This window comes from Rhodococcus sp. Z13 (assembly GCF_025837095.1).
GTDB lineage: Bacteria > Actinomycetota > Actinomycetes > Mycobacteriales > Mycobacteriaceae > Rhodococcus > Rhodococcus sacchari.
Genome location: NZ_CP107551.1, coordinates 2,094,644 through 2,118,379, shown reverse-complemented (window position 1 = coordinate 2,118,379; position 23,736 = coordinate 2,094,644). Strand labels below are relative to the sequence as shown.

The following is a 23,736-nucleotide window of genomic DNA, read 5'->3' as shown; positions in this document are numbered from 1 at the left end:
TTCGGAGGTCCTGTTCGGTGTGTGTTGTTTTTCAGAGCGACTCGCCGACCAGTCCGATGAGGTCGACGAGGCGGTTCGAGTATCCCCACTCGTTGTCGTACCAGGCCACGACCTTCACCTGATCGTCGATGCTCCGGGTGAGCGGCGCATCGAAGATCGTCGAATGCGGGTCGGTGACGATGTCGGAGGACACGATCGGGTCGGTGTTGTACTTCAGCAGGCCCTTGAGCGGCCCCTCAGCGGCGGCCTCGAACGCGGCGTTGACCTCGTCGACGGTGGCCTGCTTCGCCAGGGTCGCGGTCAGATCGGTGACCGAGCCGGTCGGGACCGGCACGCGCAGCGCGTATCCGTCGAGCTTGCCCTGGAGCTCGGGCAGGACCAGGCCGATGGCCTTGGCCGCACCGGTGCCGGTCGGGACGATGTTCAACGCGGCGGCACGGGCCCGGCGCAGATCCTTGTGCGGACCGTCCTGCAGGTTCTGGTCCTGCGTGTAGGCATGGACGGTGGTCATCAGGCCGCGCACGATGCCGAACTCGTCGTTGAGCACCTTGGCGAGCGGGCCGAGGCAGTTCGTGGTGCAGGAGGCATTGGAGATGATGTTCTGCGAGCCGTCGTACCTGTCGTCGTTGACGCCCATGACGATGGTGATGTCCTCGCCCTTGGCGGGCGCGGAGATGACGACCTTGCGGGCACCGGCGTCGAGATGGCCCTTCGCCTTGGCGGCGTCGGTGAAGATGCCGGTGGACTCGACGACGACGTCGACTCCCAGTTCACCCCACGGCAGGGCGGCGGGGCCGTCCTTGATCGACAGGGCCTTGATCCTGCGGTCGCCGACGATGATGTCCTCGCCGTCCGCGCGCACGTCCTCGTCGAGGCGACCGAGGATCGAGTCGTATTTCAGGAGCGTTGCGAGAGTGTCGTTGTCGGTGAGATCGTTGACGGCGACGACCTCGATGTCGGTGGCGCCGAGCGCCTTCTGTGCCTCCACCGCCCGGAAGAAGTTGCGCCCGATGCGGCCGAATCCGTTCACGCCTACGCGGACAGTCACAATGATGCTCCTTTGCGCAGTATCGGATGGTGGTGCTCGTGGCCCCCACCCTAATGTGCAGGGACCCCTCCATGGGGGAGCTATCGGAGAGCCGCCCTGTTGCTGCGGAACTCCGCTCCCAGCCTGCGCCTCTAGGCGTCGTCCAGCAACTCGGCGGTCACCGCCGACTCGGTATCGGGGACACCCAGTTCCTTCGCCCGCCGATCGGCCATCGACAGCAGCCGCCGGATGCGTCCGGCGACGGCGTCCTTGGTCATCGGGGGATCCGCGAGCTGCCCGAGTTCCTCGAGCGACGCCTGGCGATGCTGCACCCGCAGCGCTCCGGCGGCGGCGAGATGGTCGGGCACGTCGGAGCCGAGGATCTCGAGGGCGCGTTCGACGCGCGCCGCCGCGGCGACGGCCGCCCGCGCGGAGCGGCGCAGGTTGGCGTCGTCGAAGTTCGCGAGCCGGTTCGCGGTCGCGCGCACCTCGCGGCGCATGCGCCGTTCCTCCCACACCAGTCGCGTGTCCTGGGCTCCCATGTGGGTGAGCAGCGCACCGATGGCCTCGCCGTCGCGGATGACGACGCGGTCGGCGCCGCGCACCTCGCGGGCCTTGGCGGTGACGCCGAGGCGGCGGGCCGCACCGACGAGGGCGAGCGCCGCCTCCGGGCCGGGACAGCTGACCTCGAGCGCCGAGGAGCGGCCGGGTTCGGTGAGCGAACCGTGCGCGAGGAAGGCGCCGCGCCAGGCCGCGGCGGCGTCGGAGACACTGCCGCCGACCACCTGTGCGGGCAGGCCCCGCACAGGACGGCCGCGGCCGTCGAGCAGACCGGTCTGCCGGGCGAGGGCCTCGCCGTCCTTGGCGACGCGGATCACGTAGCGGGAGTTCTTCCGCAGTCCACTGGCACCGAGGACCTGGATCTCGGCCTGGAGGTTGTACAGCTCGAAGATCTCACGGCGCAGGCGGCGGGCGATCGACCCGAGGTCGACCTCGGCCTCGACGACGACGCGGCCGGCGACGATGTGCAGACCGCCGGCGAAGCGCAGAAGCGCGGACACCTCGGCCCGCCGGTTGCTGGTCCGGGTGACCGACAACCGGCTCAGCTCGTCCTTGACCTCCGCTGTCATAGCCACGAGACGATCTCCCTTCCGTCCCCACGCGCAGCGGCGAGCCCTGCGCGGGAGGACAGACATGTTTCCAGTGCCACCGCCAACTTGGCGGGGTCGTGTCGATGGGTACCGGTCTCGGCGACGTCGACGAACGACGCCTGCGCGCCGAACCGCGCCGCGGAGCGGCACAGGTGCTCGCGTTCGCTGCCCTCCGGTACCGAGGCAGCATCCACCACGACATGGTCCACCCGGAAATCGGGGGCGTGCTGCGCGAGAACGTGCAGGTGCCGTTCGGCCGAGAATCCGGCGGTCTCCCCCGGTTCGGCGGCGAGGTTGAGCACGAGCACCTTCAGAGCCTTCGTGTGCAGCAGCGCCTCGTGCAGATCGGGGACGAGGACGTGCGGGATGACGCTGGAGAACCACGATCCGGGTCCGAGCACGACGAGGTCGGCCTCGCACACGGCGTCGAGCGCGGGCGTGCAGGCCGGTGGATCGGCGGGGATCAGACGCACCCGGCGCACCTTGCCGGGGGTGGTCGCGACGGCGACCTGCCCGCGGATGCAGCGGCTCACCCGCGGATCCGATTCCAGACCCGACACGTCGGCCTCGATGTCGAGCGGGATCGGGGACATGGGCAGTACCCGGCCGCGCACGTCGAGGACCCGCCCGAGCATGTCGAGGGCGGTGACGATGTCGCCGGTGACCTCGGTGAGCCCGGCAAGGATCAGGTTGCCGACCGAGTGTCCGGCCAGGGCGCCGGTGCCGCCGAAGCGGTGCTGGACGGTCTCGGTCCACACCTGCTGTTCGACGGCCTCACCGGACAGCGCCGACAGCGCCATCCGCAGGTCGCCGGGCGGTACGACGCCGAGTTCGGCGCGCAGCCGGCCGGAGGAACCCCCGTCGTCGGCGACGGTGACCACCGCGGTGACCTTCTCGCTGAGCCGCCGGACGGCGCTGAGGGTCGCGTACAGGCCGTGACCGCCGCCGAGGGCCACGATCGCCGGGTCGGGGCGGGTCGTCTCGGTCGGGGTCTCGGCGGGGTTCGGGGACGCCGGCGTGCTCACTCGCGCCCCAGGTCCCGGTGGACGACGTTCACCGTGAGGTCGGGTTCGCGTTCGAGTCTGGCGGCGAGCGCCTCCGCCATCGCCACGCTGCGGTGCTTTCCTCCGGTGCATCCGACCGCGATCGTCATGTAACGCTTCCCCTCCCGACGGTAACCGGCCGCTGTCAGATCGAGCAGCCGATGGTAGGTGGCGAGATACTCCTCGGCACCGTCGCGGGAGAGTACATAGTCGCGGACCGCGGCGTCCTGCCCGGTGTGCGGGCGCAGTTCGGCGATCCAGTGGGGATTGGGCAGGAACCGCACGTCGCAGACGAGATCGGAGTCCATCGGCAGGCCGTACTTGAATCCGAAGGACTCGACGGTGACCTGGATGGTGTCGGAACCTGCGTCACCGAAGGCCGCCTCGATCTTGCGGCGCAGTTCCGGACCGGACAGCGCCGAGGTGTCGATGACCAGGTCGGCGGCGCCCTTGATGGGTGCGAGCTGGGCCCGTTCGACGGCAATGCCGCGCGAAAGGGTGCGGTCGGCGGTGTCGGCCTGCAGCGGGTGGCTGCGTCGCACCTGCTCGAAGCGCCGCACGAGCACCTGGTCGGTGGCCTCGAGGAACAGCACGCGGGTCCGCACCGGCCGCGATGCGAGGTCGACAACGACCCGTTCGAGGTCGCCGGTGAACAGCCGGCTGCGCACATCCATCACGACGGCGAGGCGCTGCAGGGGCGGCCGAGCCTGCACGGCGAGGTCGATCATCGACGACACCAGCTGCGGGGGCAGGTTCTCGACCACGTACCACCCGAGGTCCTCGAGGGCGGTGGCCGCGGTGCTCAGGCCCGCGCCGGACAGGCCGGTGACCACGATGACCTCCGCGGCGCGCTGCGCATCCTGTTCAGCAGCGCGCTGCGCATCCTGTTCAGCAGCGCGCTGCCCGTCGTTCGCGCCCGTTGCCTCGGGGATCCGACTCGTTCCGGTCACTGTTCAGACTCCGCTCGTACTCCCGACACGCCGACGGAGCCATCATCGCCCACCGGCGTGTCGCCTGCATCCGCGACCCCGGCTTCGGGGCCGCGCAGCGCGTCGAGCACGGCGCGGGCGGTGACCCGGCCGATCCCCGGCACGGCGGTGATCTCCTCGATGCTCGCCTCCCGCAACCGGGCGACGGACCCGAAATGGGTGACGAGCGCCTTGCGGCGGGTGGGACCGAGGCCGGGCACGCCGTCGAGGGCGGAGGCCGTCATCCGCTTGGACCGCTTGCTGCGGTGGTAGGTGATCGCGAAGCGGTGCGCCTCGTCGCGGATGCGCTGCAGAAGGAACAGCGACTCACTGGTGCGCGGCAGGATCACCGGATCCTCCTCCCCCGGCACCCACACCTCCTCGAGTCGCTTGGCGAGTCCGACGACCGCGACGTCGGTGACCCCGAGCTCCTCGAGTACCTCCGCGGCGGCCGCGACCTGCGGGGCACCGCCGTCGACGACGAACAGGTTCGGTGGGTAGGCGAACCGGCGGGGCCGGCCCGTGGCGGGGTCGAGCGCGGCCGCGGGAGCGAGGTCGCCCCCGTTGGTCTCCGAGGCGAGGTCGCGGTTGTGGCGCAGGAAGCGGCGCCGGGTCACCTCGGCGATGGAGGCGACGTCGTCGCTGTGTCCGTCGCCGGCGGCCTCCTTGATCGCGTAGTGGCGGTAGTCCGACTTGCGGGGCAATCCGTCCTCGAACACGACGAGCGAGGCGACGACGTCGGTGCCCTGCACGTGACTGATGTCGACGCACTCGATGCGCAGCGGCGCGGTGTCGAGGTCGAGGGCCTCCTGGATGCCCTGCAGGGCCGCGGAGCGGGCGTTGAAGTCACCCGCGCGGCGCAGTTTGTGCTGGGCGAGAGCCTCTTTCGCGTTGCGTTCGACGGTCTCGGCGAGGGCCTTCTTGTCGCCGCGCTGCGGCACCCGCAGCCGGACCGGTCCACCGCGCAGGCCGGCGAGCCACCGACTCATCTCCTCCGGGTCCGGCGGCAGGGCGGGCACGAGCACCTCGCGGGGCACCGCGCTGGTCTCGCTCGCGGTGTCGTCCCCGGTGTCGAGGGCGGCCTCCTCGCCGTAGAACTGGGTGAGGAACTGCTCGACGAGCAGTGACGTCTCCTCGGCGTCGGCACCGGCTGCACCGGCACCGGCTGCGTCGGTCTCCGGCGGAGTGTCGCGATCCTCGGGGCGGTCGAGGACGTCTCCCGACTTCTCGACGACCCAACCGCGCTGACCCCGCACGCGCCCGCCGCGGACGTGGAAGACCTGCACCGCCACCTCGAGGTCGTCGGTGGCGAAGGCGACGAGGTCGGCGTCGGTGCCGTCGCCGAGCACCACGGCCTGCTTCTCGAGGGCCTTGCGCAGCGCGCCGAGGTCGTCGCGCAGCCGCGCCGCGGCCTCGAAGTCCAGTTCCTCGGCGGCAGCCTGCATCCGTTTCTCCACGTCGCGGACGAGGCGGTCCGTGCGGCCGGCGAGGAAGTCGCAGAAGTCCTCGACGATGCGGCGGTGCTCCGCGGCGGAGACGCGCCCGACGCACGGCGCCGAGCACTTGTCGATGTAGCCGAGCAGGCAGGGCCGGTCCATCTGGGTGTGCCGCTTGAACACCCCGGCCGAGCAGGTGCGCGAGGGGAACACCCGCAGCAGCAGGTCGAGGGTCTCGCGGATCGCCCACGCGTGGGAGTAGGGACCGAAATAGCGCACGCCCTTGCGGCGCGGGCCGCGGTAGACGAACAGCCGCGGATACTCCTCGTCGAGGGTGACCGCGAGCATCGGGTAGGTCTTGTCGTCGCGGTAGCGGACGTTGAACCGCGGATCGAACTCCTTGATCCAGTTGTACTCGAGCTGGAGCGCCTCGACCTCGGTGCGCACCACCGTCCACTCGACGCTGCCCGCGGTGGTGACCATCTGCCGGGTACGCGGGTGCAGCGAGGCGATGTCGGCGAAATAGGAGTTCAGGCGTGAGCGCAGACTCTTGGCCTTGCCGACGTAGACGACCCGGCCGTGGGGGTCGCGGAATTTGTACACCCCCGGCTCCGTGGGGATGGTGCCGGGGGCGGGGCGGTATGTCGAGGGGTCGGGCACGGGTCCAGGCTAGTCGCCGCCCCCGACGCCGCTGCCGTCGTCGGTGGTGGGTGTCCCGCCGGCCGGGGCGTAGCGGGCCTCGAGCTGCCGGAACCGCTCGAGGGCGTCCACCGCAGCCTCCCCGTCGCGCGACTGGATGGCGACGACGGGCACGTACTCGTCGAACGGCAGTTCCAGACGGGCCCAGGGCGCGTCGTGGTCGTAGTACAGGCCGCGGACGTCCTGCCACGGGATCAGCCGCTCGGCGACGACGTTGCGGACGGCCACCCCGTCCGCCCCGGCGCGCAGCCGCGGCCGGGTGAACAGCAGGATCGCGCCGGAGAGCGCGACACCGATGACGAGGATGGCGATCTGGTCGGCGAGCCGCAGGTGCACGCCGGTGTCGCCACCGGCGCGGAGCACCAGTGCCACGAAGACGTGCAGGGCGAACACCACGGCCGCCCCGGCGATCACCCAGCGGCGCATCTTCGCCGGGTGAACCTCGAGATCCCAGCCGGTCCCGGTGTCGGTCAATTCGACGCCCCTCGCAGCCGCCGCAGGGTCACGGCGGTGTCGAGCGCGGCAGCGCAGGCCTGGCCGCCCTTGTCCTCGGCAGAGCCGGGCAGGCCGGCCCGGTCGCGGGCCTGCTGCTCGGTGTCCGTGGTGAGCACACCGTTGCCGACCGGGGTGCTCTCGTCGAGCGACACCCGGGTCAGGCCGTAGGTGACGGCGTCGCACACGTACTCGAAGTGCGGGGTGCCGCCACGGATGACCACACCGAGGGCGACGACGGCGTCGTGGGTGCGGGCGAGCTGCTGTGCGACGACGGGCAGCTCGATCGCGCCGGCGACCCGTTCGAGCGTGACGTCGGTGATGCCGGCCTCCTCGGCGACGCGTCGCGCACCGGCGATCAGCGCGTCGGAGATCTCGGCGTGCCAGCTGCCGGCGACGATCGCCAGGCGCAGCCCGGCGGCGTCGGCGAGCTGGAGTTCGGGCAGGCCCTCGCCGCTCATCAGGCGTCTCCCTCGTCGAATTCGTCGAGCCCGATCAGGTCGTGGCCCATGCGGTCGCGCTTGGTGCGCAGGTAGGTGATGTTCTCGCGGTTCGCGCGCAGCGGCATCGGCACCCGCTCGGTGATCTGCAGGCCGTAGCCGTCCAGTCCCACGCGCTTGGCGGGGTTGTTGGTCAGCAGCCGCATGGAGGTGATGCCGAGGTCGACGAGGATCTGCGCGCCGATGCCGTAGTCGCGGGCGTCGGCGGGCAGGCCGAGCTGCAGGTTGGCGTCGACGGTGTCGGAGCCGGCGTCCTGCAGCTGGTAGGCCTGCAGCTTGTGCATCAGGCCGATGCCACGGCCCTCGTGGCCGCGCATGTAGAGCACGACACCGCGGCCCTCGGCGGCGACCATCTCGAGGGCAGCGTCGAGCTGGGGGCCGCAGTCGCAGCGCAGGGAGCCGAAGACGTCTCCGGTCAGGCACTCGGAGTGGACGCGCACGAGCACGTCGGAGCCGTCGCCGTCCGGTCCGGCGATGTCGCCGAGGACCAGCGCAACGTGCTCGACCTCGTCGTAGATGCTCTGGTAGCCGACCGCGGTGAAGTCGCCGTGCCGGGTGGGGATGCGCGCCTCGGCGACCCGCACGACGTGCTTCTCGTGCTTGCGGCGCCACGCGATGAGGTCGGCGATGGAGATCATCGCGAGCTCGTGCTCGTCGGCAAACACGCGCAGCTCGTCGGTGCGGGCCATCTGGCCCTCGTCCTTCTGCGAGACGATCTCGCAGATGACGCCGGCGGGACGCAGGTCGGCCATGCGGGCGAGGTCGACGGCCGCCTCGGTGTGGCCGGGGCGGCGCAGCACGCCGCCTTCCTTGGCGCGCAACGGCACCACGTGGCCGGGGCGGGTGAAGTCCTGGGCGGTGCTGTTCGGGTCGGCGAGCAGCCGCATGGTGGTGGCGCGGTCGGCGGCGGAGATACCGGTGCCGATGCCTTCCTTCGCATCGACGGTCACCGTGTAGGCGGTGCCGTGCTTGTCCTGGTTGATGCTGTACATGGGAGGAAGGCCGAGGCGGTCGCAGTCCTCGCCGTCCAGGGGCACGCACAGGTACCCGGAGGTGTAGCGGACCATGAACGCCACGAGTTCGGGCGTCGCCTTCTCCGCGGCGAAGATGAGGTCGCCCTCGTTTTCACGGTCCTCGTCGTCGACCACGACGACCGCCTTACCGGCGGCGATGTCGGCGACCGCGCGCTCGATGGTGTCGAACCTCGTCACTTCCCTGGACTCCAACTCTCTATCCGGACGACTCGGGCTCCGCGTCCATTTGTCGTGCTCCACACTACGACGCGTCATCGCGCGTTCTGCAGGCGCTCCACATACTTGGCGATCACGTCGACCTCGAGGTTGACGAGGGTGCCCGGTTCGGCGGTCCCGAGCGTGGTCAGCGCCAGGGTGGTGGGGATCAGCGAGATCTCGAACCACTCCTCGCCCGGCTCGCCGCCGAGCCCCGAGACCGTCAGGGACACACCGTCGACCGTGATCGATCCCTTCTCGACCACGTAGCGGGAGATCTCGGCCGGCAGCGCGATGCGCACGACCGTCCAGTTCTCCGAGGGGGTGCGCGACAGCACGGTGCCGGTGGCGTCGACGTGGCCCTGCACGAGGTGCCCGCCGAGCCGGCTGTTCAGCGCCGCGGCGCGTTCGAGATTGACCCGGCCGCCGACGGCGAGCTGCCCCAGCGACGAGCGGTTCAGGGTCTCCAGCATCACGTCGGCGGTGAAGCTGCCGCCGTCGAGGACGTCGACGACGGTCAGGCACACGCCGTTGACGGCGATCGAGTCGCCGTGCTTGGCGTCGGAGGTCACCAACGGTCCGCGCACGGTGAACCGCGCCGCGTCGGCGAGATCCTCCTTGGCGACGATCTCACCCAGTTCCTCGACGATGCCGGTGAACATGTTCCGCTCCTTCACTCCCGATCGGGGACCGGGCTCACGCGTCCCGTTCCGGGACGAGACTCAACAGCACATCGGAGCCGACCGTCTCGACGCGCTCCCGACGGAACCGTAGCGCCTCGGCGATCGTGCTCACGCCCGCGTCCTCGACTGCGGCCGTCCCGGCCCCGAGCAGGACCGGGGCGATGTAGGCCTGGATGCGGTCGACGCAGCCCGCGGCGAGGAACGCCCCGGCGAGCCGCGGGCCGCCCTCGAGCAGCACGTCGGGATGGTCACCGAGCGCGGCGATCACCTCCTGCACGTCGTGGGTGCGCAGCACCAGCGTCGGGGCGGCGTCGTCGAGAACCCGTGCGGAGGTGGGGATCTCACGGGTGCCGACCACCACGCGCAGCGGCTGGTGCGGGGCGAGTTCACCGTCGGGCAGCCGGGCGGTCAGCCACGGGTCGTCGGCGAGGACGGTGCCGGTGCCGACGACTATCGCGTCGAGGCGGCTGCGCTGATCGTGCACGCGCGCACGCGATTCGGGACCGGAGATCCACTTGCTCGTGCCGTCCGCCGCGGCGCTGCGGCCGTCGAGGGACGCCGCGAACTTCCACGTCACGTGCGGCCGGCCGGTGCGCTGCCGGTGCAGCCAGGCGCGCAGCGGCCCCTGGAGGACGGCCTCGGCCCCGAGACCGGGGTGCACCGTGATCCCGGCGGCGCGCAGGGTGTCGGCGCCGCCCCCGGCGATGGGGTTCGGGTCGGGCACCGAGTAGTACACGGTCCGGATGCCCGCGGCGATGAGCGCCTGCGCGCACGGCCCGGTGCGGCCGGTGTGGTTGCACGGTTCGAGGGTGACGACGGCGGTGCCGCCGCGGGCCCGGTCACCGGCCGCGGCCAGCGCGCGGACCTCGGCATGCGGGCCGCCCGGAGGTGCCGTGGCCCCGACCCCGGCGATCCGCCCGTCGGCGTCGAGGATCACCGCGCCCACGGGCGGATTCGGGCTCGTGGTGCCGCGTACGGACTCCGAGGCGTCGAGCGCGAACTGCAGCGCCTCGGTGATCCCGGGTGCCGTCACGGCGCGAGGGAGAGGTGCGGGGATGCGACCCCGGCCTGCGCGCGCAGCTTGCGGACGGCCTCACCGGGGTCCGCGGCGCCGTAGACGGCCGAACCCGCGACGAAGCAGTCGACGCCGGCCTCGGCGGCCTGCTCGATGGTGTCGGGGTTGATACCGCCGTCGATCTCGACGAGCAGGCGCAGTTCACCCGAGTCCACGAGACGTCGCACCTTGCGGGCCTTGTCGAGGACATCGGGGATGAAGGACTGACCACCGAAGCCGGGTTCGACGCTCATCACCAGGAGCGTGTCGAATTCCTTCAGGATCTCGAGATAGGGCTCGATGGGCGTGCCGGGCTTGACGGACAGCCCGGCCTTGCCGCCGGCGGCGCGGATGTCGCGGGCGACGGCGACGGGATCGTCGGCGGCCTCGGCGTGGAAGGTCACGTTGTGGGCGCCCGCCTCGGCGTAGGGCGGCGCCCAGCGGCCCGGGTCCTCGATCATCAGGTGGCAGTCGAGCGGGATGTCGGTCGCTTTCAGCAGCGACTGCACGACGGGCAGGCCGAGGGTGAGGTTCGGCACGAAGTGCGCGTCCATGACGTCGACGTGGAGCCAGTCGGCACCGGCGACGGCTTGCGCCTCGTCGGCGAGGCGGGCGAAGTCCGCGGACAGAATCGAGGGAGCGATCATCGGGTGGGCCACGTCGATCGAGTCTAGTGCGGTGCGTGACGGTCGGCGCGCGCCGGGCGGCCTGCCGAAATGCGCCGCTCTGCGAGACTGTCAGCCTAGGTTCGGAGTGTGAGCGAGCAGCGGGAACACGAACGCGCGACCCCCGAGGGGGCGTTGCTGCCCCGTTGGTGGCCGGCCGTCGCCCTCCTCCTCGCCCTGGGTGCCTTCCTCGCGCACGATCGACTGCTCGGCTTCAGCGGCCACTACGGCCTGTTCGGCAACGCGGTCGACGCGGTGGTCTACCGCCACGGCGGGTGGACCGTGCGCACCTCGGAGCCGCTGTACGGCTTCGTACTGTTCGACCTGCTGCCCTTCACCTATCCGCCCTTCGCGGCGCTGGTCTTCGTGCCGCTGTCGGTGCTGTCGGTCCCCGCCACCTTCCTCGTCACGCACGTGACGAACGCGGTGCTGTTGTACCTGGCGGTGTGGCTGAGCTGGCGGGCCCTCGGGTACGCGGACACCACCCGGATGCGGGTCGTGAGCCTGGGGCTGGCGGTGGCGTGCACCTGGCTCGAACCGGTGCGCATGACCGTCTGGCTGGGGCAGATCAACCTGGTGCTGCTGGTGCTGGTGCTGTGGGATCTGACCCGGCCGGAGACCGCGCGGCTGCGCGGCATCGGGGTGGGCCTGGCCGCGGGCCTGAAGCTGACCCCCGCCTTCTTCGTCCTCTACCTCGCGGTGGTACGGCAGTGGCGCGCAGCGCTCGTCGCGACGGTCACCTTCGCCGCGACCGTGCTCGCCGGCTTCGTGGTGATCTTCTCCGACGCCTGGACGTACTTCACCGACGCGATCGTGCGGTCGGACCGCATCGGGCTGATCTCCTCCCCCGCGAACCAGTCGATCCGCGGGATCCTCGCCCGCGCCCTGCACACCGAGGAGCCCCCGGTGTGGGCGTGGCTGCTGTGCGCGGCGCTGGTCGCGGCCGCCGGACTGTGGGCCGCCCGCCTCGCCCACCGGCACGGGGAGCAGTTGCCGGCGCTGACCCTGTGCGGACTGACCGCACCGATGGTCTCCCCGTTCTCGTGGGGACACCACTGGGTGTGGACCGTGCCGCTGCTCGTGGTGTGCCTGGACCGGGCCGCGCGGTGGCGGCGCTGGTGGGGTTACCTGTTGCCGGCGGCCGTGGTCGTGCCCCTGCTCGCCTGGTACCGCTCCTATCCGGACGGGGTGGTGGCGATCGGCATCTTCATGACGCCCGCCGAACCGGTGCTGCGCACCCTTCTGCAGTGCGCCTATCCCCTGCTCTTCGCCGCCACCGTCGCGGCCGTGCTGCTGCGCTACCGCGTGGCCGAGCGAGTGGCCCGCGCGAGCACGTCGAACCGGTCGATGTCCTCGCGCCGGCAGACGTGACTGCCCGCGGTGAGCAGCGCCGCGGTGGCGCAGGCGGTGCCGAGGGCGAGCGCGTCGTACAGCGACCGCTCCTGCAGCAGTCCCACGACGAGACCGGCGACCATGCTGTCGCCGGCGCCGACCGCGCTGCGCACCTTCACGGCCAGGGCCGGGACGTGCACGGCCTCGTCGGCGGTGACCAGGATCGCGCCGTCCGCGCCGAGGGACACCACGACGACCTCCGTGACACCCGAGGTGACGAGTTCCCGGGCGGCGGCGACCTGTTCGCCGGTGGTCGGCAGGTCCCGCCCGGCCCACTCGCACAGTTCGTCGAGGCTGGGTTTGACGAGGAAGACACCCGAGTCGATGCTGGTCAGCGCATCGCCCGAGGAGTCGAGGACGAAGCGGGCACCGGCCTCGCGGGCCACCACGGCGATCCGGCGCACGAAGGTGCCGGGCACGCCGGGCGGGAAGCTGCCGCTGGCCACCACGAACTTCGCGCCCTCGGCGACCTTCTCGAGGGTGGCGAGGCAGCGTTCCTGCTCCTCGGCCGTCAGTTCCGGGCCCGGGGTGACGAAACGGTACTCCTGGCCGCTGGTGCGGTCGATGGCGGTGAAGCACTCGCGGGTGGACCCGGCGATCGGGACGATGTGCTCCTCGATCCGGTCGTCGTCGAGCAGACCGCTCATCTGCTCGCCGCGCGCCCCACCCGCCGGGTAGACCGCGGCAGCCGATACGCCGAGCACCCGCGCGACCTTCGCGACGTTCACGCCGCCGCCACCGGCGTCGTAGAGGGGCTCGTCGCAGCGCAGCTTGCGGGTCGGGACGACCGCGTCGGTGAAGGTCGTGACGTCCAGGGCCGGATTCAGGGTCAGCGTGACGATGTCGGGCACGGGTCCGACCCTATGCGCCGCGGCCCGGAACGTCGACGATCCTCACCCGCGTGCCTCGCCCGTGTGCCGTCAGCTCACCGGTTTCCGCAGCGCCGCCATGAACATCGCGTCGGTGCCGTGCCGGTGCGGCCACAGCTGGACCCCCGGGCCGTCGCCCACACGGGGTACGCCGGGGACGAGTTCGCGGGTGTCGAGTTGTTCGACACCGTGTCGGCGCGCCGCGTCGGAGACCACCGCGACCGTCTCGGAGACGTGCGGCGAGCAGGTGGAGTAGAGCACCACCCCGCCGGGGCGCAGCAGGGAGATCGCCGAGGCGAGCAGTTCCTTCTGCAACCGGACGAGGTCGGCGACGTCGCCGGGTTGCCGCCGCCACCGCGATTCGGGGCGCCGGCGCAGGGATCCGAGCCCGGTGCAGGGCGCATCGACGAGGATGCGGTCGTAGCCGGGTTCGAGGCCGGGCTCGCGGCCGTCGGCGACGTGCACGGTGACCGGCAGGTCGCGGGCGGTCTTGCGGACCAGTTCGGCGCGGTGCTCGACGGGTTCGACGGCGTCGACGGTGAACCCGTCGATGGCGGCGAGGGAGCCGAGCAGCGCGGCCTTGCCGCCCGGTCCGGCGCACAGGTCGAGCCAGCGGCCCCGGTCCTCGCCCTGCAGCGGCGCGAGGGTCAGGGCGCGGGCGACGAGCTGGCTGCCCTCGTCCTGCACGGCGGCCATGCCGTCGCGGACGGGTTCGAGGCGGCCGGGATCGCCGTGGTCGAGGTGTACGGCGTAGGGCGACCACGGGCCGATCTCACCGCCGGTGACGAGCGCGAGTTCCTCGGCGGTGATGACGCCGGGCCGGGCGACGAGGTGCACGATGGGCCGGGCGTCGTCGGCGGCGAGGACCTCCGACAGTTCGGAGGCGTCCGCGCCGAGCGCGTGCGCGAAGGCCTGCGCGATCCACACCGGATGCGCGTAGCGGAAGGCGAGGTGGCCGACGGGGTCGCGCTCCGCGTCGGGGGCGAGGCGGTCGATCCATTCCTCCTCGGTGCGCTCCCCCACCCGGCGCAGCACGGCGTTGACGAAACCGGCGCGGCCGGAACCGAACTCGGAACGCACCAGGTCGACGCTCGTCGCGACCGCGGCGTGCGGGGCGACGCGGGTGCGCAGCAGCTGGTAGGCACCGAGCCGCAGCACGTCGAGGAGGGCGCCGTCGATCTCGTCGACGGGACGGTTGGCGGCGTCGGCGATCACGGCGTCGAGCAGGCCCTGGGCGCGCGCGGCGCCGTAGGTCAGTTCGGTGGCGAGGGCGGCGTCCCGCGCGTCGAGCTTGCGTTCCCGCAGCAGGGTCGGCAGCACCAGGTTGGCGTAGGCATCGCGTTCGCGCACGGCCCGCAGCACGTCGCGGGCGACGATCCGGGCCGGGTCGACGTCCGAGCGGGCCGGGCGGCGGTGGCGGCGCGACGCGGAGCCACCTCCGGCGCGGTTGCCCTCGTTGCCCGTGCGGTCGGTGTTCCTGCCGGTGCGTCCGCCGGAGTTCCGGCCGCCGCGGCCACCGGGATTGCGTCCCGCTCCGCGGGGTCGGCCGGTGTCGGTCACTGTGCACGCACCTTCGGGTCGAGGCGGGCGCCGCGCGCCCAGTCCGTGGCGGCCATCGGCTTCTTGCCCTGCGGCTGGACCGTGCCGAGCTGCACGGCGGTGGTGCCGGTGCCGACGAGCACGGCCTTCTTGCGGATCTCGAGTTCGCCCGGCTCGAGTGTCTCCTCGGTGACGGTGACCGGGCCGAGCTTGACGCGCAGGTCGCCGATCATGGTCCAGGCGCCCGGCGCGGGGGTGACGGCGCGGATGCGCCGGTCGACGACGTGGGCCGGCAGCGTCCACTGGACCCGCGCCGACTCGACGGTGACCTTGGGTGCATAGGACACGCCCTCGGCGGATTGCGGGGCCGGGGTGAGGATGCCGTCCTCGATCCCGTCGAGGGTGGACACGAGCAGGTTCGCGCCGGCGTCGGCGAGGCGGTCGAGCAGGTCCCCGGCCGTGTCGGTGGGGCGGATGGTCTCGGTGACGACCCCGTAGACCGGGCCGGTGTCGAGGTCGACCTCGATCCGGAAGGTGCTCGCGCCGGTGATCTCGTCGCCGGCCGCGATGGCGGCCTGCACCGGTGCGGCGCCGCGCCAGGCGGGCAGCAGCGAGAAGTGCAGGTTGACCCAGCCGTGGGTGGGGATGTCGAGGACGTGCTGCGGGAGCAGCGCGCCGTAAGCGACGACGGGACAGCAGTCGGGGGCGAGTTCGGTCAGGCGGGCGACGAACTCCGGGTCGCGCGGTGACGCCGGGGTGAGGACCTCGATGCCGTGTTCGTCGGCGACCTTCCCGACGGCGGAGCGCACGACCTTACGGCCACGGCCGGCGGTGGTGTCGGGCCGTGTGACGACCGCGACCACCTCGTGGCGGGACGACTCGATGAACCGGAGCAGGGACGGGACGGCGGGTTCGGGTGTGCCCGCGAAGACCACGCGCATGTCAGAGCACCGCCGGGGAGAGAAGATGCTGCGCGGGTCGGCGCGGCACGAAGCCGGGGGTCTGCAGGGAAGTCACGAATGCTGCTCCAGGAGTCGACGGGCGAGGACTCCCCACAGTCTAGGGAGTGTGCGCGCCGTGTTCGGCATCCCCGCACTCCGTCCCCGGCGGTGCGCCGGTGGTAGGAGGGTAGTGCGTCAGCTGTTCGACTGCAGGATCAGTTCCGGGATGCCGGTGCCGAGCGCCACCGGGCGGCACTCACCGGGGGCGTAGCGGTCGGGGTCCAGGACGTGCCGCGTGAACTGCAGCGTGTATGGGTCGTAGACCATGTTGAAGTGCCCGGTGTGGTTCTGCGGGCACAGTTCCTGGACGACGAAGTTCTCCGCCCCCTCACCGTGCAGGGCGACGTTACCGGCGGGCTGGATCACCTCGTCGACGTTCGAGCCGATGGTGGTGTAGCGCACGCCCGGAACGGTGTCGGTGGGGGTGTTGAGTTCGGTGAGCAGGTCCGATCCCTCGAGCTGTTGGACGAGGGCGACGGAGAATTCCTCCGCGACGATGTCGGTGGCGCCCGGCAGCGTCGCCGCGGCCGCGCCGATCCCGTAGAAGGTGCCGCCGTAGCTGGGGGACGCGAGTCCCACCCAGTGGTGGACGTGTTCGGCGCCGCCGCGCTTCGCGATCCAGTAGCGGGCGACGGTCGCGCCCTGCGAGTACCCGACGACGTCGACCTTCTCGGCGCCGGTCGCCTCGCGCACCTCGTCGACGAAGCCGCCCAGCTGGGTCGCGGAGATCCGGATGTCACCGGTGCCGTAGTCCTCGGCGCCGGGTGCGAGCCCGAAGTTCAGGGCGAAGACGCACCAACCCGATTCGGCGAGCAGCGGTGAGAGCGCCGCGAAGTCGGAGTAGCTGTTGGAGTCCGTGCCGTGGACGAGCACCACCGGGCGGGGGTGCTCCTCGGTCGGCACGCACGAGAAGTCGTTGGCGCCGGCCGGTGCGGTCCCTGGATGGTTCTCGGCGTACTCCGCAGCCTCCGCGTGGGTCGTGGCCACCGCGCCCGGCCGGGTGGGGACCTGACTGGTCGAGCCCTCGCCGAGTCCGAGGATCGGCGGGTCCCCGGGTTCGGCGGGCTGGGCCGCCGCCACTCCCGTCGCCAGCATCGCCGCGCAGCACGCTGCGACGACACCGCCGGCCATCCTCCCCGCTCCGAACGTCCGATCCGGCTCCATGCGTTCGCTCCTCCCCAGGCGCGCGTCACCCGACTCGCCGACCAGGATCGGTCACAATCGGGGCACCGATGTGCAGTGACCGATGCTATCCCCGTGTACGCGGGGCGGTGTCCGCCGGTCGGTCGAAAACAGGTTCACCCCGGATCCTTGCCTCCTCCTGCCGGACGGTTCACACCGGTGACGCACCCCTCGAGACCTCCTGCAGGTCGTCGTCCCGTGAGGGACTCCTCCGGGGTCCGCACGGTGACCCCTCACCGTTCCCCACCGAAGACGCCGTCGATGTCCGTCTTCGATTCCCGCCGGTTCCCGGAGGCGTCATGAACACCGATCCCGACGGACCCGCCGCCACCCGAATCACGGGCGTCGTGCATACCGCCCTGCGCCGCGATCTCGAGCGCATCCGGGTCGCCTGTGCCACGCAGTCGTGGCCGGAGACCCACCGCACCGCACTGGCCGACCACCTGCTGTGGATGACGGACTTCCTGCACCATCACCACGAGGCCGAGGACCGAGGCCTGTATCCCCGGATCGTGCAGGCGAATCCCGATGCGGCCGCGCTCGTGGACCGCATGAACGCCGACCACGGCGCGATCGGACCCGCCGTCACCGCCGTCGGGACCGCCGCCCGGGATCTCCGCGCCGACCGGCCCGGCTGCCACGAGGCGCTCACCGCGGCACTGTCGTCGTCCGGGGTGCTGCTTCCCCATCTCGAACTCGAGGAACGCGAGATGCTGCCGGTCGTCTCGGCTGCCTGGAACGGACCGGTCAGCCGATCCGCGGGGGATCCACCTGGACCCGCAGCGGCCCGTCCGCGCGCCGCGCGGTGCGGGTGGCCTGCGCGGCACGCAGTGAGCGGCCCAGCTCGCGGCCCTGCGCCCGCGCGACGCGCACGATCATCCGGTGCACGTCCTCGGGTTCGGGACCGTCGGCCCCGAAGGGCAACCGCTGGCCGGGTGGCAGCGGCACCGGGCCGAGCACCTCGGCGTCCTCCGGCAGCCGAGTGGCCTCGAGCAGTTCCGCGACGGCCGCCGAGCCACCGTCGATCGCCGCCATGTGCACCGCGGGCGGGAAGCCCACCTCGGCGCGTTCGGCGACCTCGGACCGTGCGTGCCCCACCGGGTCCCAGCGAACCAGGGCCTGCACGGTGGGGATCCCCGAATCGGCGACGACCACGACCTGCCCGCCCTCGGAGAAGGGCCGCACCAGCGCGGAGGCGGTGAGCCACCGCCGCATCGTCTCCTCCGTGGCCCGTAGGTCGGCGCGGCCGAGCAGGGCCCAGCCGTCGAGCAGCAGCGCCGCACCGTAGCCACCCTCGGCGACGGGTTCGGCGCCGACGGTGGACACCACGAGCGCGGCGGTGCCGGGCACGCTGTGCCTGACCTCGTTCCCACCCGACGTCACGACGGGCACGTTCGGGAACGCCCGCCCGAGTTCCTCGGCGGTGCGGGCGGCGCCCACCACCACGGCACGCAGGGAGCGGGCCCCGCACGCGTGGCAGCGGTGCCGGGCATCGGCGACACCACACCACCGGCAGGCCGGGATCGCCGCTTCGTCGGGGCCCCCGGCCGCGGGCAACGCGAGCGGGCCGTTGCAGCGGCGGCAGCGGGCGGGGGCGCGGCACTTGCCGCAGGCCAGGGCGGGAACGTAACCGCGCCGCGGTACCTGCACGAGCACGGGTCGTCCCGCGCCGAGGGCCGCGCGGGCGGCGGCGAACGCGATCGCGGGCAGCCGCGCGGCCGGGCGGCGGGGTCGCGGGCGAGCGCGTGGTCGCTGTCGGCGAGGGCGGTGACCTTCGGGGCGCACGCGCGCACGATCTCGCGGGGTGCGACGAGGTCGTGAGCCCATCCGGCGTCGACGAGGGCCTGGGTCTCGGCGGTGCGGGCGTGGCCGGCGATCACGATCGCGGCGCTCTCGGCGTGGGCTCGCAGCACCGCGACCTCCCGCGCGTGCGGATAGGGCGAGCGGGGTTCGCAGTGCAGGTCGTCACCGTCGTCCCACACCACGAGCAACCCGAGTCCGGGGGTCGGTGCGAACACCGCGGCGCGGGTGCCGACGACGATCCGGGCGGAGCCGCGCAGCGCGGCGAGCCAGCGTCGGTAGCGTTCGGCCGGGCCGAGGCCGGCGGCGAGCCCGACGACGTGACCGGCGCCCGCCACCTCCGCGCACGCCGTCAGCACCCGGTCGAGGTCGCGCTGGTCGGGGACGACGAGCACGGCGGCCCGGCCCGCCGCGGCGGTGAGGGCCGCGAGTTCGGCGAGCCGGCGGGGCCAGTCCTCCCCCGGCAGGGCCTGCCAGGCCGCACGGGGGGCGCGGCCGGCGGTGAGGGCCTCGAGGAAGTTCTCGCCGCGCCGGTAGCGGGCCCACGCCTCGGTGTCGACGTCCGGCGCGGGCACCGGTTCCGGGGTGCGGGGCGGCTCCCCCTCGGTGCGGGCATGCCGTGGGGGCACGGCGAGACGCAGCACGTCGGCGCGGGTGCCGGCGTAGCGGGTCGCCACCTCCTCGGCGAGCGCGGCGATCTCCGGGGTGAGGACCCGTTCGGGTGAGACGACGCGGTCGAGGCGCCCCAGTTTGCCGGGATGGTCGCTGGTGGCGACCCTCTCCAGCAGGAAACCGTCGACGAGTCGCCCGGCGAACCGGACGCGGACGCGGACGCCCGGTCGGGCGTCCGCGTCCAGTTCGTCCGGGATCAGATAGTCGAACTCCCGGTCGAGGTGCGGCACCGGCAGCAGCGGGAGCACCCGCGCGACCGGGTCGACCTCGGCGGCAGTGAAATCGACAGCCACCCGGCCCCGATCGCCGGGAACTACAGTCCGGCGGCCGCGCGCAGCTTCTCGGCGCGGTCGGTGTTCTCCCAGGGCAGGTCGATGTCGGTGCGTCCGAAGTGACCGTAGGCCGCGGTCTGCGCGTAGATCGGGCGCAGCAGGTCCAGGTCGCGGATGATCGCGCCCGGACGCAGGTCGAAGACCTCGCCGATGGCCTGCTGGATGCGGGCCGGGTCGGTCTTCTCGGTGCCGAAGGTCTCGACGAACAGGCCGACGGGGGCGGCCTTGCCGATGGCGTAGGCGACCTGCACCTCGATGCGGTCGGCGAGACCGGCGGCGACGGCGGTCTTGGCGACCCAGCGCATCGCGTAGGCGGCCGAACGGTCGACCTTCGACGGGTCCTTGCCGGAGAAGGCGCCGCCGCCGTGGCGGGCCATGCCGCCGTAGGTGTCGACGATGATCTTGCGGCCGGTCAGACCCGCGTCGCCCATCGGGCCGCCGAGGACGAACGAGCCGGACGGGTTGACCAGCAGGCGCACGTCCTCGGTGTCGAGGTCCGCGAGGTTCGGATCGGCGAGCACCGCGTCGACGACGTGGGTGCGCAGATCCGGGGTGAGCAGGTTGTTCAGGTCGATGTCGGCCGCGTGCTGCGTCGAGATGACGATGGTGTCGAGGCGGACGGGCTTGTCGCCGTCGTACTCGATGGTGACCTGGGTCTTGCCGTCGGGACGCAGGTAGGGCAGCACGCCGGTCTTGCGGACCTCGGTCAGGCGCCGCGACAGGCGGTGGGCCAGCGAGATGGGCAGCGGCATCAGCTCGGGGGTGTCCGAGCAGGCGTAGCCGAACATCAGGCCCTGGTCGCCGGCGCCCTGCCGGGCGACCTCGTCGTCGGTGAGCTGCCCGGTGCGCGCCTCGTGGGAGACGTCCACGCCGCCGGCGATCTCCGGCGACTGGGCGCCGATGGCGATGTTGACACCGCAGGAGTTGCCGTCGAAGCCCTTCGAGGAGGAGTCGTAGCCGATCTCGAGGACCCGGTCGCGCACGATCTTGGGGATGTCGGCGTAGGCGGAGGTGGTGACCTCACCCACGACGTGCACCTGTCCGGTGGTCACGAGGGTTTCCACCGCGACGCGGGCGCGGGGGTCTTCGGCGAGGAGCGCGTCGAGGACCGAGTCGCTGATGGCGTCACAGATCTTGTCCGGGTGTCCCTCGGTCACGGACTCACTGGTGAAAAGACGACCGCCGGTCTTGCTCACGAAACTCCCTCTCGACTGTGCGCGCCAGGCGCGAAACCGTATGCGGAGCGTGTGCTCCCGATCGGGACGGATCCCGACCGCAGTGCCGACGCTACTGTCCCGACAGCGTCGGCGCGAGTATTGAAATCACCGATTCTTGCCGCGTTCTGCCAGCAACGATCCCAATGCGTCGAGCACGCGGCTGGCCATGAGGGCCTTGGAGCCGTGTGCGAGGGCCGTTTCGGAACCGTCGGCGGACAGCAGCCAGCCGTTGTTCTCGTCCACCTCGAAGGCCTTGCCGTCGCCCACCGCGTTGACCACGAGCAGGTCGCAGCCCTTGCGGGCCAGCTTGTCGCGGGCGTAGGTGAGGACGTCGCCGTGCTCGTCGCCGGTCTCGGCGGCGAAGCCGACGATCACCGTCTCGGCGGACAGCGATCCCTCGGAACGGGCCCGGACGAGCCCGGCGAGGATGTCGTCGTTCTTGGTCAGCGCAACGGAGTCCGGCTCCCCCGCACCCTTCTTGATCTTGCTGGTGGCGAAGGTGGTGGGGCGGAAGTCGGCGACCGCGGCGGCCATGACGACCGCGTCGGCACCGGCGGCGTGCTTGCCGACGGCGTCGCGCATCTGCGCCGCCGTCTGCACTCGCACCACGTCCACCGCCGCCGGATCGTCCAGCCCGGCGACACTGCCCGCCACCAGGGTGACGTCGGCGCCGCGCTGGGCGGCCAGCCGCGCGAGGGCGTAGCCCTGCTTGCCCGACGACCGGTTGCCGAGGAACCGGACCGGGTCGAGGGGTTCGCGGGTGCCACCGGCGGAGACGACGATGCGCCGGCCCGTGAGGTCGCGGGGCAGTGCATCGGCCCGTTCGAGCAGCAGCGACGCGAGCGCGAAGATCTCGTCGGGTTCGGGCATGCGCCCGGCCCCGGTATCCTTGCCGGTCAGCCGACCGGATGCGGGTTCGACGACCACGACACCCCGGCGACGCAGGGTCGCGACGTTGTCGACGGTAGCCGGATGCTCCCACATCTCGGTGTGCATCGCGGGGACGAACATCACCGGGCACCGCGCGGTGAGCAGTGTCGCGGTGAGCAGGTCGTCGGCGCGGCCGGCCACGGCACGGGCCATGAGGTCGGCGGTGGCGGGGGCGACGACGACGAGATCGGCCTCCTGGCCGAGCCGGACGTGCGGCACCTGCGGCACGTCGGTGAACACCCCGGTGTGGACGGGGTTGCCCGACAGCGCCTCGAAGGTGGCACGTCCGACGAATTCGAGAGCGGACTCGGTGGGCACGACGCGCACCTGGTGTCCGCTCTCGGTGAAGGCGCGGATCAGCGCGCACGACTTGTACGCGGCGATACCGCCGGCGACTCCGACGACGATGCGGCGGTGCTGCGCCGATCCGGCCTCACCGCCCGGGACGGGGTTGCTCACTCGCCTTCGGTGTGCTCGAGCAGATCCGCGTGGATCTCGCGCATGGCGATCGACAGCGGCTTCTCCTGGAGACCCGGCTCGACCAGCGGGCCGACGTACTCGAGGATGCCGTCGCCGAGCTGGTTGTAGTAATCGTTGATCTGGCGGGCACGCTTGGCCGCGTAGATCACCAGCGCGTACTTCGAGGAGGCGCGCTCGAGCAGCTCGTCGATGGGCGGGTTGGTGATACCCGGAGGGGTGTCGTAGACCGGGAGGGCATTGCCCTCGAGGTCGGTCGCGGCTGCCTGGATGCTGCTCACTCGGTGTTCTCCTGAGATGTCGCGGAATGGGAGGGACGTCGGAACCGGCGCCGGACGAGACCGGGCGAACACGTCGGGCTCGGGCGATCAGTCGATTTCGGGTCCAACCAACAAGGATACCAATTCGTCGCACGCACGGTCGACATCGTCGTTGACGATGACCACGTCGAACTCGTCCTTCGCCGCGAGTTCGGCGCGGGCGGTCTCGAGCCGGCGGGCGACGACCTCTTCGGTCTCGGTGCCCCGGCCGGTGAGGCGCTCGACGAGCACCTCCCAACTGGGCGGGGCGAGGAAGGCCAGCACTGCGTCCTTCATGGCGGCCCGGACGGCGCGGGCACCCGCGAGGTCGACCTCGACGAGCACCGGACGTCCCTGGTCGAGAGCGTCGAGCACCGGCTTGGCCGGGGTGCCGGAGCGCTGCAGCCCGCCGTGGATGTCGGCCCATTCGAGCAGTTCGCCCGCGTCGATCATCCGGTCGAACTCGGCGCGGCCGACGAAGTGGTAGTCCACCCCGTCCACCTCGCCCGGGCGCGGGTCCCGGGTGGTCGCGGAGACACTGAAGTGCAGATCCGGAATCCGGCTCCGCAGCAGGCGTACGACGGTCGACTTCCCCACCGCGGAGGGACCGGCCAGGACAACCAGCCGGCCCCTCCGCGTTGCGGGTGCGCTGTCCGTCACGGTTCGTGCGTCAGCTACCACGGTCGCTCAGGCGTCGAAATCGAACCTGGCGAGCAGGGCCTTGCGCTGGCGGTCGCCGAGGCCGCGCAGACGGCGGGTCGGGGCGATCTCCAGCTCGGTCATGATCTCCTGCGCCTTGACCTTGCCGACCTTCGGCAGGGCCTCGAGCAGCGCGGACACCTTCATCTTGCCGAGGATCTCGTCGTTCTCGGCATCCTTGAGCACCTGCTTGAGGTCGGTGCCGCCGCGCTTCAGGCGCTCCTTGAGCTCAGCCCGGGCGCGACGGGCAGCAGCCGCCTTCTCCAGAGCAGCGGCGCGCTGCTCATCGGTCAGCTGGGGAAGGGCCACGGTTCCTCCGTCTCATCGTTGGCTTTCGAGTCTTCACCGCTGCAACCAGCGGCGATAGCGACCGTACTCAC

General features: G+C 71.9%; 21 protein-coding genes and 2 pseudogenes. 2 read left to right on the top strand and 21 right to left on the bottom strand.

From position 1 onward, the window contains the following. Positions 1-31: 31 nt before the first annotated feature. The 11 genes from gap to rpe form a co-directional block, all read right to left on the bottom strand. On the bottom strand, positions 32-1,048 hold the full coding sequence (gap, locus tag OED52_RS09740; RefSeq protein WP_264154420.1) for a type I glyceraldehyde-3-phosphate dehydrogenase: 1,017 nt from the start codon (positions 1,046-1,048) through the stop codon (positions 32-34). Between the two features lie 131 nt (positions 1,049-1,179). Continuing rightward, positions 1,180-2,163, bottom strand: a complete 984-nt coding sequence (gene whiA / locus OED52_RS09735) for a DNA-binding protein WhiA (protein WP_264154419.1) — start codon at positions 2,161-2,163, stop codon at positions 1,180-1,182. Beyond that, entirely contained in the window at positions 2,154-3,203 is a 1,050-nt protein-coding gene (locus OED52_RS09730; protein ID WP_318841920.1) for a gluconeogenesis factor YvcK family protein, read from the bottom strand. Before OED52_RS09730 ends, whiA begins: the two co-directional genes overlap by 10 nt. Continuing rightward, entirely contained in the window at positions 3,200-4,057 is an 858-nt protein-coding gene (gene rapZ / locus OED52_RS09725; RefSeq protein ID WP_264154640.1) for an RNase adapter RapZ, read from the bottom strand. The genes OED52_RS09730 and rapZ overlap by 4 nt, the downstream gene beginning before the upstream one ends. 110 nt (positions 4,058-4,167) lie before the next feature. Continuing rightward, a complete protein-coding gene (uvrC, locus tag OED52_RS09720) occupies positions 4,168-6,285 on the bottom strand; it encodes an excinuclease ABC subunit UvrC (RefSeq protein WP_264154418.1) in 2,118 nt (705 codons plus the stop codon). 9 nt (positions 6,286-6,294) lie between these two features. After that, positions 6,295-6,798, bottom strand: a complete 504-nt coding sequence (locus OED52_RS09715; RefSeq protein ID WP_264154417.1) for a PH domain-containing protein — start codon at positions 6,796-6,798, stop codon at positions 6,295-6,297. After that, the gene (gene ribH, locus OED52_RS09710; protein ID WP_264154416.1) at positions 6,795-7,277 is read right to left on the bottom strand and encodes a 6,7-dimethyl-8-ribityllumazine synthase; all 483 of its coding nucleotides are present in this window, start codon (positions 7,275-7,277) and stop codon (positions 6,795-6,797) included. The genes OED52_RS09715 and ribH overlap by 4 nt, the downstream gene beginning before the upstream one ends. Further along, complete coding sequence (locus OED52_RS09705; protein WP_264154415.1) at positions 7,277-8,527, bottom strand: bifunctional 3,4-dihydroxy-2-butanone-4-phosphate synthase/GTP cyclohydrolase II; 1,251 nt, start codon at positions 8,525-8,527, stop codon at positions 7,277-7,279. The genes ribH and OED52_RS09705 overlap by 1 nt, the downstream gene beginning before the upstream one ends. A gap of 74 nt (positions 8,528-8,601) precedes the next feature. Continuing rightward, positions 8,602-9,207: a riboflavin synthase gene (locus tag OED52_RS09700; RefSeq protein ID WP_264154414.1), complete on the bottom strand. Its 606-nt coding sequence runs from the start codon at positions 9,205-9,207 to the stop codon at positions 8,602-8,604. Positions 9,208-9,241: 34 nt separating this feature from the next. Further along, positions 9,242-10,261: a bifunctional diaminohydroxyphosphoribosylaminopyrimidine deaminase/5-amino-6-(5-phosphoribosylamino)uracil reductase RibD gene (gene ribD, locus OED52_RS09695; RefSeq protein ID WP_264154413.1), complete on the bottom strand. Its 1,020-nt coding sequence runs from the start codon at positions 10,259-10,261 to the stop codon at positions 9,242-9,244. Next, a complete protein-coding gene (gene rpe / locus OED52_RS09690; RefSeq protein ID WP_264154412.1) occupies positions 10,258-10,941 on the bottom strand; it encodes a ribulose-phosphate 3-epimerase in 684 nt (227 codons plus the stop codon). Before rpe ends, ribD begins: the two co-directional genes overlap by 4 nt. Before the next feature lie 96 nt (positions 10,942-11,037). On the opposite strand from rpe, the gene OED52_RS09685 reads away from it, so the two are divergent. Continuing rightward, positions 11,038-12,318, top strand: coding sequence for a glycosyltransferase 87 family protein (locus OED52_RS09685; protein WP_264154411.1), 1,281 nt, complete (start codon positions 11,038-11,040; stop codon positions 12,316-12,318). Here the strand turns inward: OED52_RS09685 and OED52_RS09680 are convergent. From OED52_RS09680 to OED52_RS09665, 4 genes are all read right to left on the bottom strand, one after another. Next, a complete protein-coding gene (locus OED52_RS09680) occupies positions 12,246-13,190 on the bottom strand; it encodes a 1-phosphofructokinase family hexose kinase (RefSeq protein WP_264154410.1) in 945 nt (314 codons plus the stop codon). The two genes, OED52_RS09685 and OED52_RS09680, sit on opposite strands and share 73 nt — an antisense overlap. A gap of 69 nt (positions 13,191-13,259) precedes the next feature. Continuing rightward, positions 13,260-14,768: an RsmB/NOP family class I SAM-dependent RNA methyltransferase gene (locus OED52_RS09675; protein ID WP_264154409.1), complete on the bottom strand. Its 1,509-nt coding sequence runs from the start codon at positions 14,766-14,768 to the stop codon at positions 13,260-13,262. Continuing rightward, positions 14,765-15,688 carry a methionyl-tRNA formyltransferase gene (gene fmt, locus OED52_RS09670; protein WP_264154408.1) on the bottom strand — a complete coding sequence of 308 codons (924 nt, stop codon included), beginning with the start codon at positions 15,686-15,688 and terminating at the stop codon, positions 14,765-14,767. Before fmt ends, OED52_RS09675 begins: the two co-directional genes overlap by 4 nt. A gap of 195 nt (positions 15,689-15,883) precedes the next feature. Continuing rightward, the gene (locus OED52_RS09665) at positions 15,884-16,912 is read right to left on the bottom strand and encodes an esterase/lipase family protein (protein WP_264154407.1); all 1,029 of its coding nucleotides are present in this window, start codon (positions 16,910-16,912) and stop codon (positions 15,884-15,886) included. A 68-nt stretch (positions 16,913-16,980) separates the two neighbouring features. Here OED52_RS09665 and OED52_RS20765 point away from each other — a divergent pair. Beyond that, positions 16,981-17,592, top strand: a pseudogene (locus tag OED52_RS20765) (hemerythrin domain-containing protein); the annotation flags it as partial. A gap of 85 nt (positions 17,593-17,677) precedes the next feature. Here the strand turns inward: OED52_RS20765 and OED52_RS09655 are convergent. The 6 genes and pseudogenes from OED52_RS09655 to mihF form a co-directional block, all read right to left on the bottom strand. Then, positions 17,678-19,695 (bottom strand): annotated as a pseudogene (locus tag OED52_RS09655) (primosomal protein N'). 20 nt (positions 19,696-19,715) lie between these two features. Next, the gene (gene metK, locus OED52_RS09650; protein ID WP_264154406.1) at positions 19,716-20,930 is read right to left on the bottom strand and encodes a methionine adenosyltransferase; all 1,215 of its coding nucleotides are present in this window, start codon (positions 20,928-20,930) and stop codon (positions 19,716-19,718) included. Positions 20,931-21,056: 126 nt separating this feature from the next. Continuing rightward, a complete protein-coding gene (gene coaBC, locus OED52_RS09645; RefSeq protein WP_264154405.1) occupies positions 21,057-22,340 on the bottom strand; it encodes a bifunctional phosphopantothenoylcysteine decarboxylase/phosphopantothenate--cysteine ligase CoaBC in 1,284 nt (427 codons plus the stop codon). Then, positions 22,337-22,657: a DNA-directed RNA polymerase subunit omega gene (gene rpoZ, locus OED52_RS09640; protein WP_413247757.1), complete on the bottom strand. Its 321-nt coding sequence runs from the start codon at positions 22,655-22,657 to the stop codon at positions 22,337-22,339. The genes coaBC and rpoZ overlap by 4 nt, the downstream gene beginning before the upstream one ends. A gap of 69 nt (positions 22,658-22,726) precedes the next feature. Further along, the gene (gene gmk, locus OED52_RS09635) at positions 22,727-23,338 is read right to left on the bottom strand and encodes a guanylate kinase (RefSeq protein ID WP_264154403.1); all 612 of its coding nucleotides are present in this window, start codon (positions 23,336-23,338) and stop codon (positions 22,727-22,729) included. 6 nt (positions 23,339-23,344) lie between these two features. Then, positions 23,345-23,665: an integration host factor, actinobacterial type gene (mihF, locus tag OED52_RS09630; protein WP_006551450.1), complete on the bottom strand. Its 321-nt coding sequence runs from the start codon at positions 23,663-23,665 to the stop codon at positions 23,345-23,347. Between the last annotated feature and the right edge of the window lie 71 nt (positions 23,666-23,736).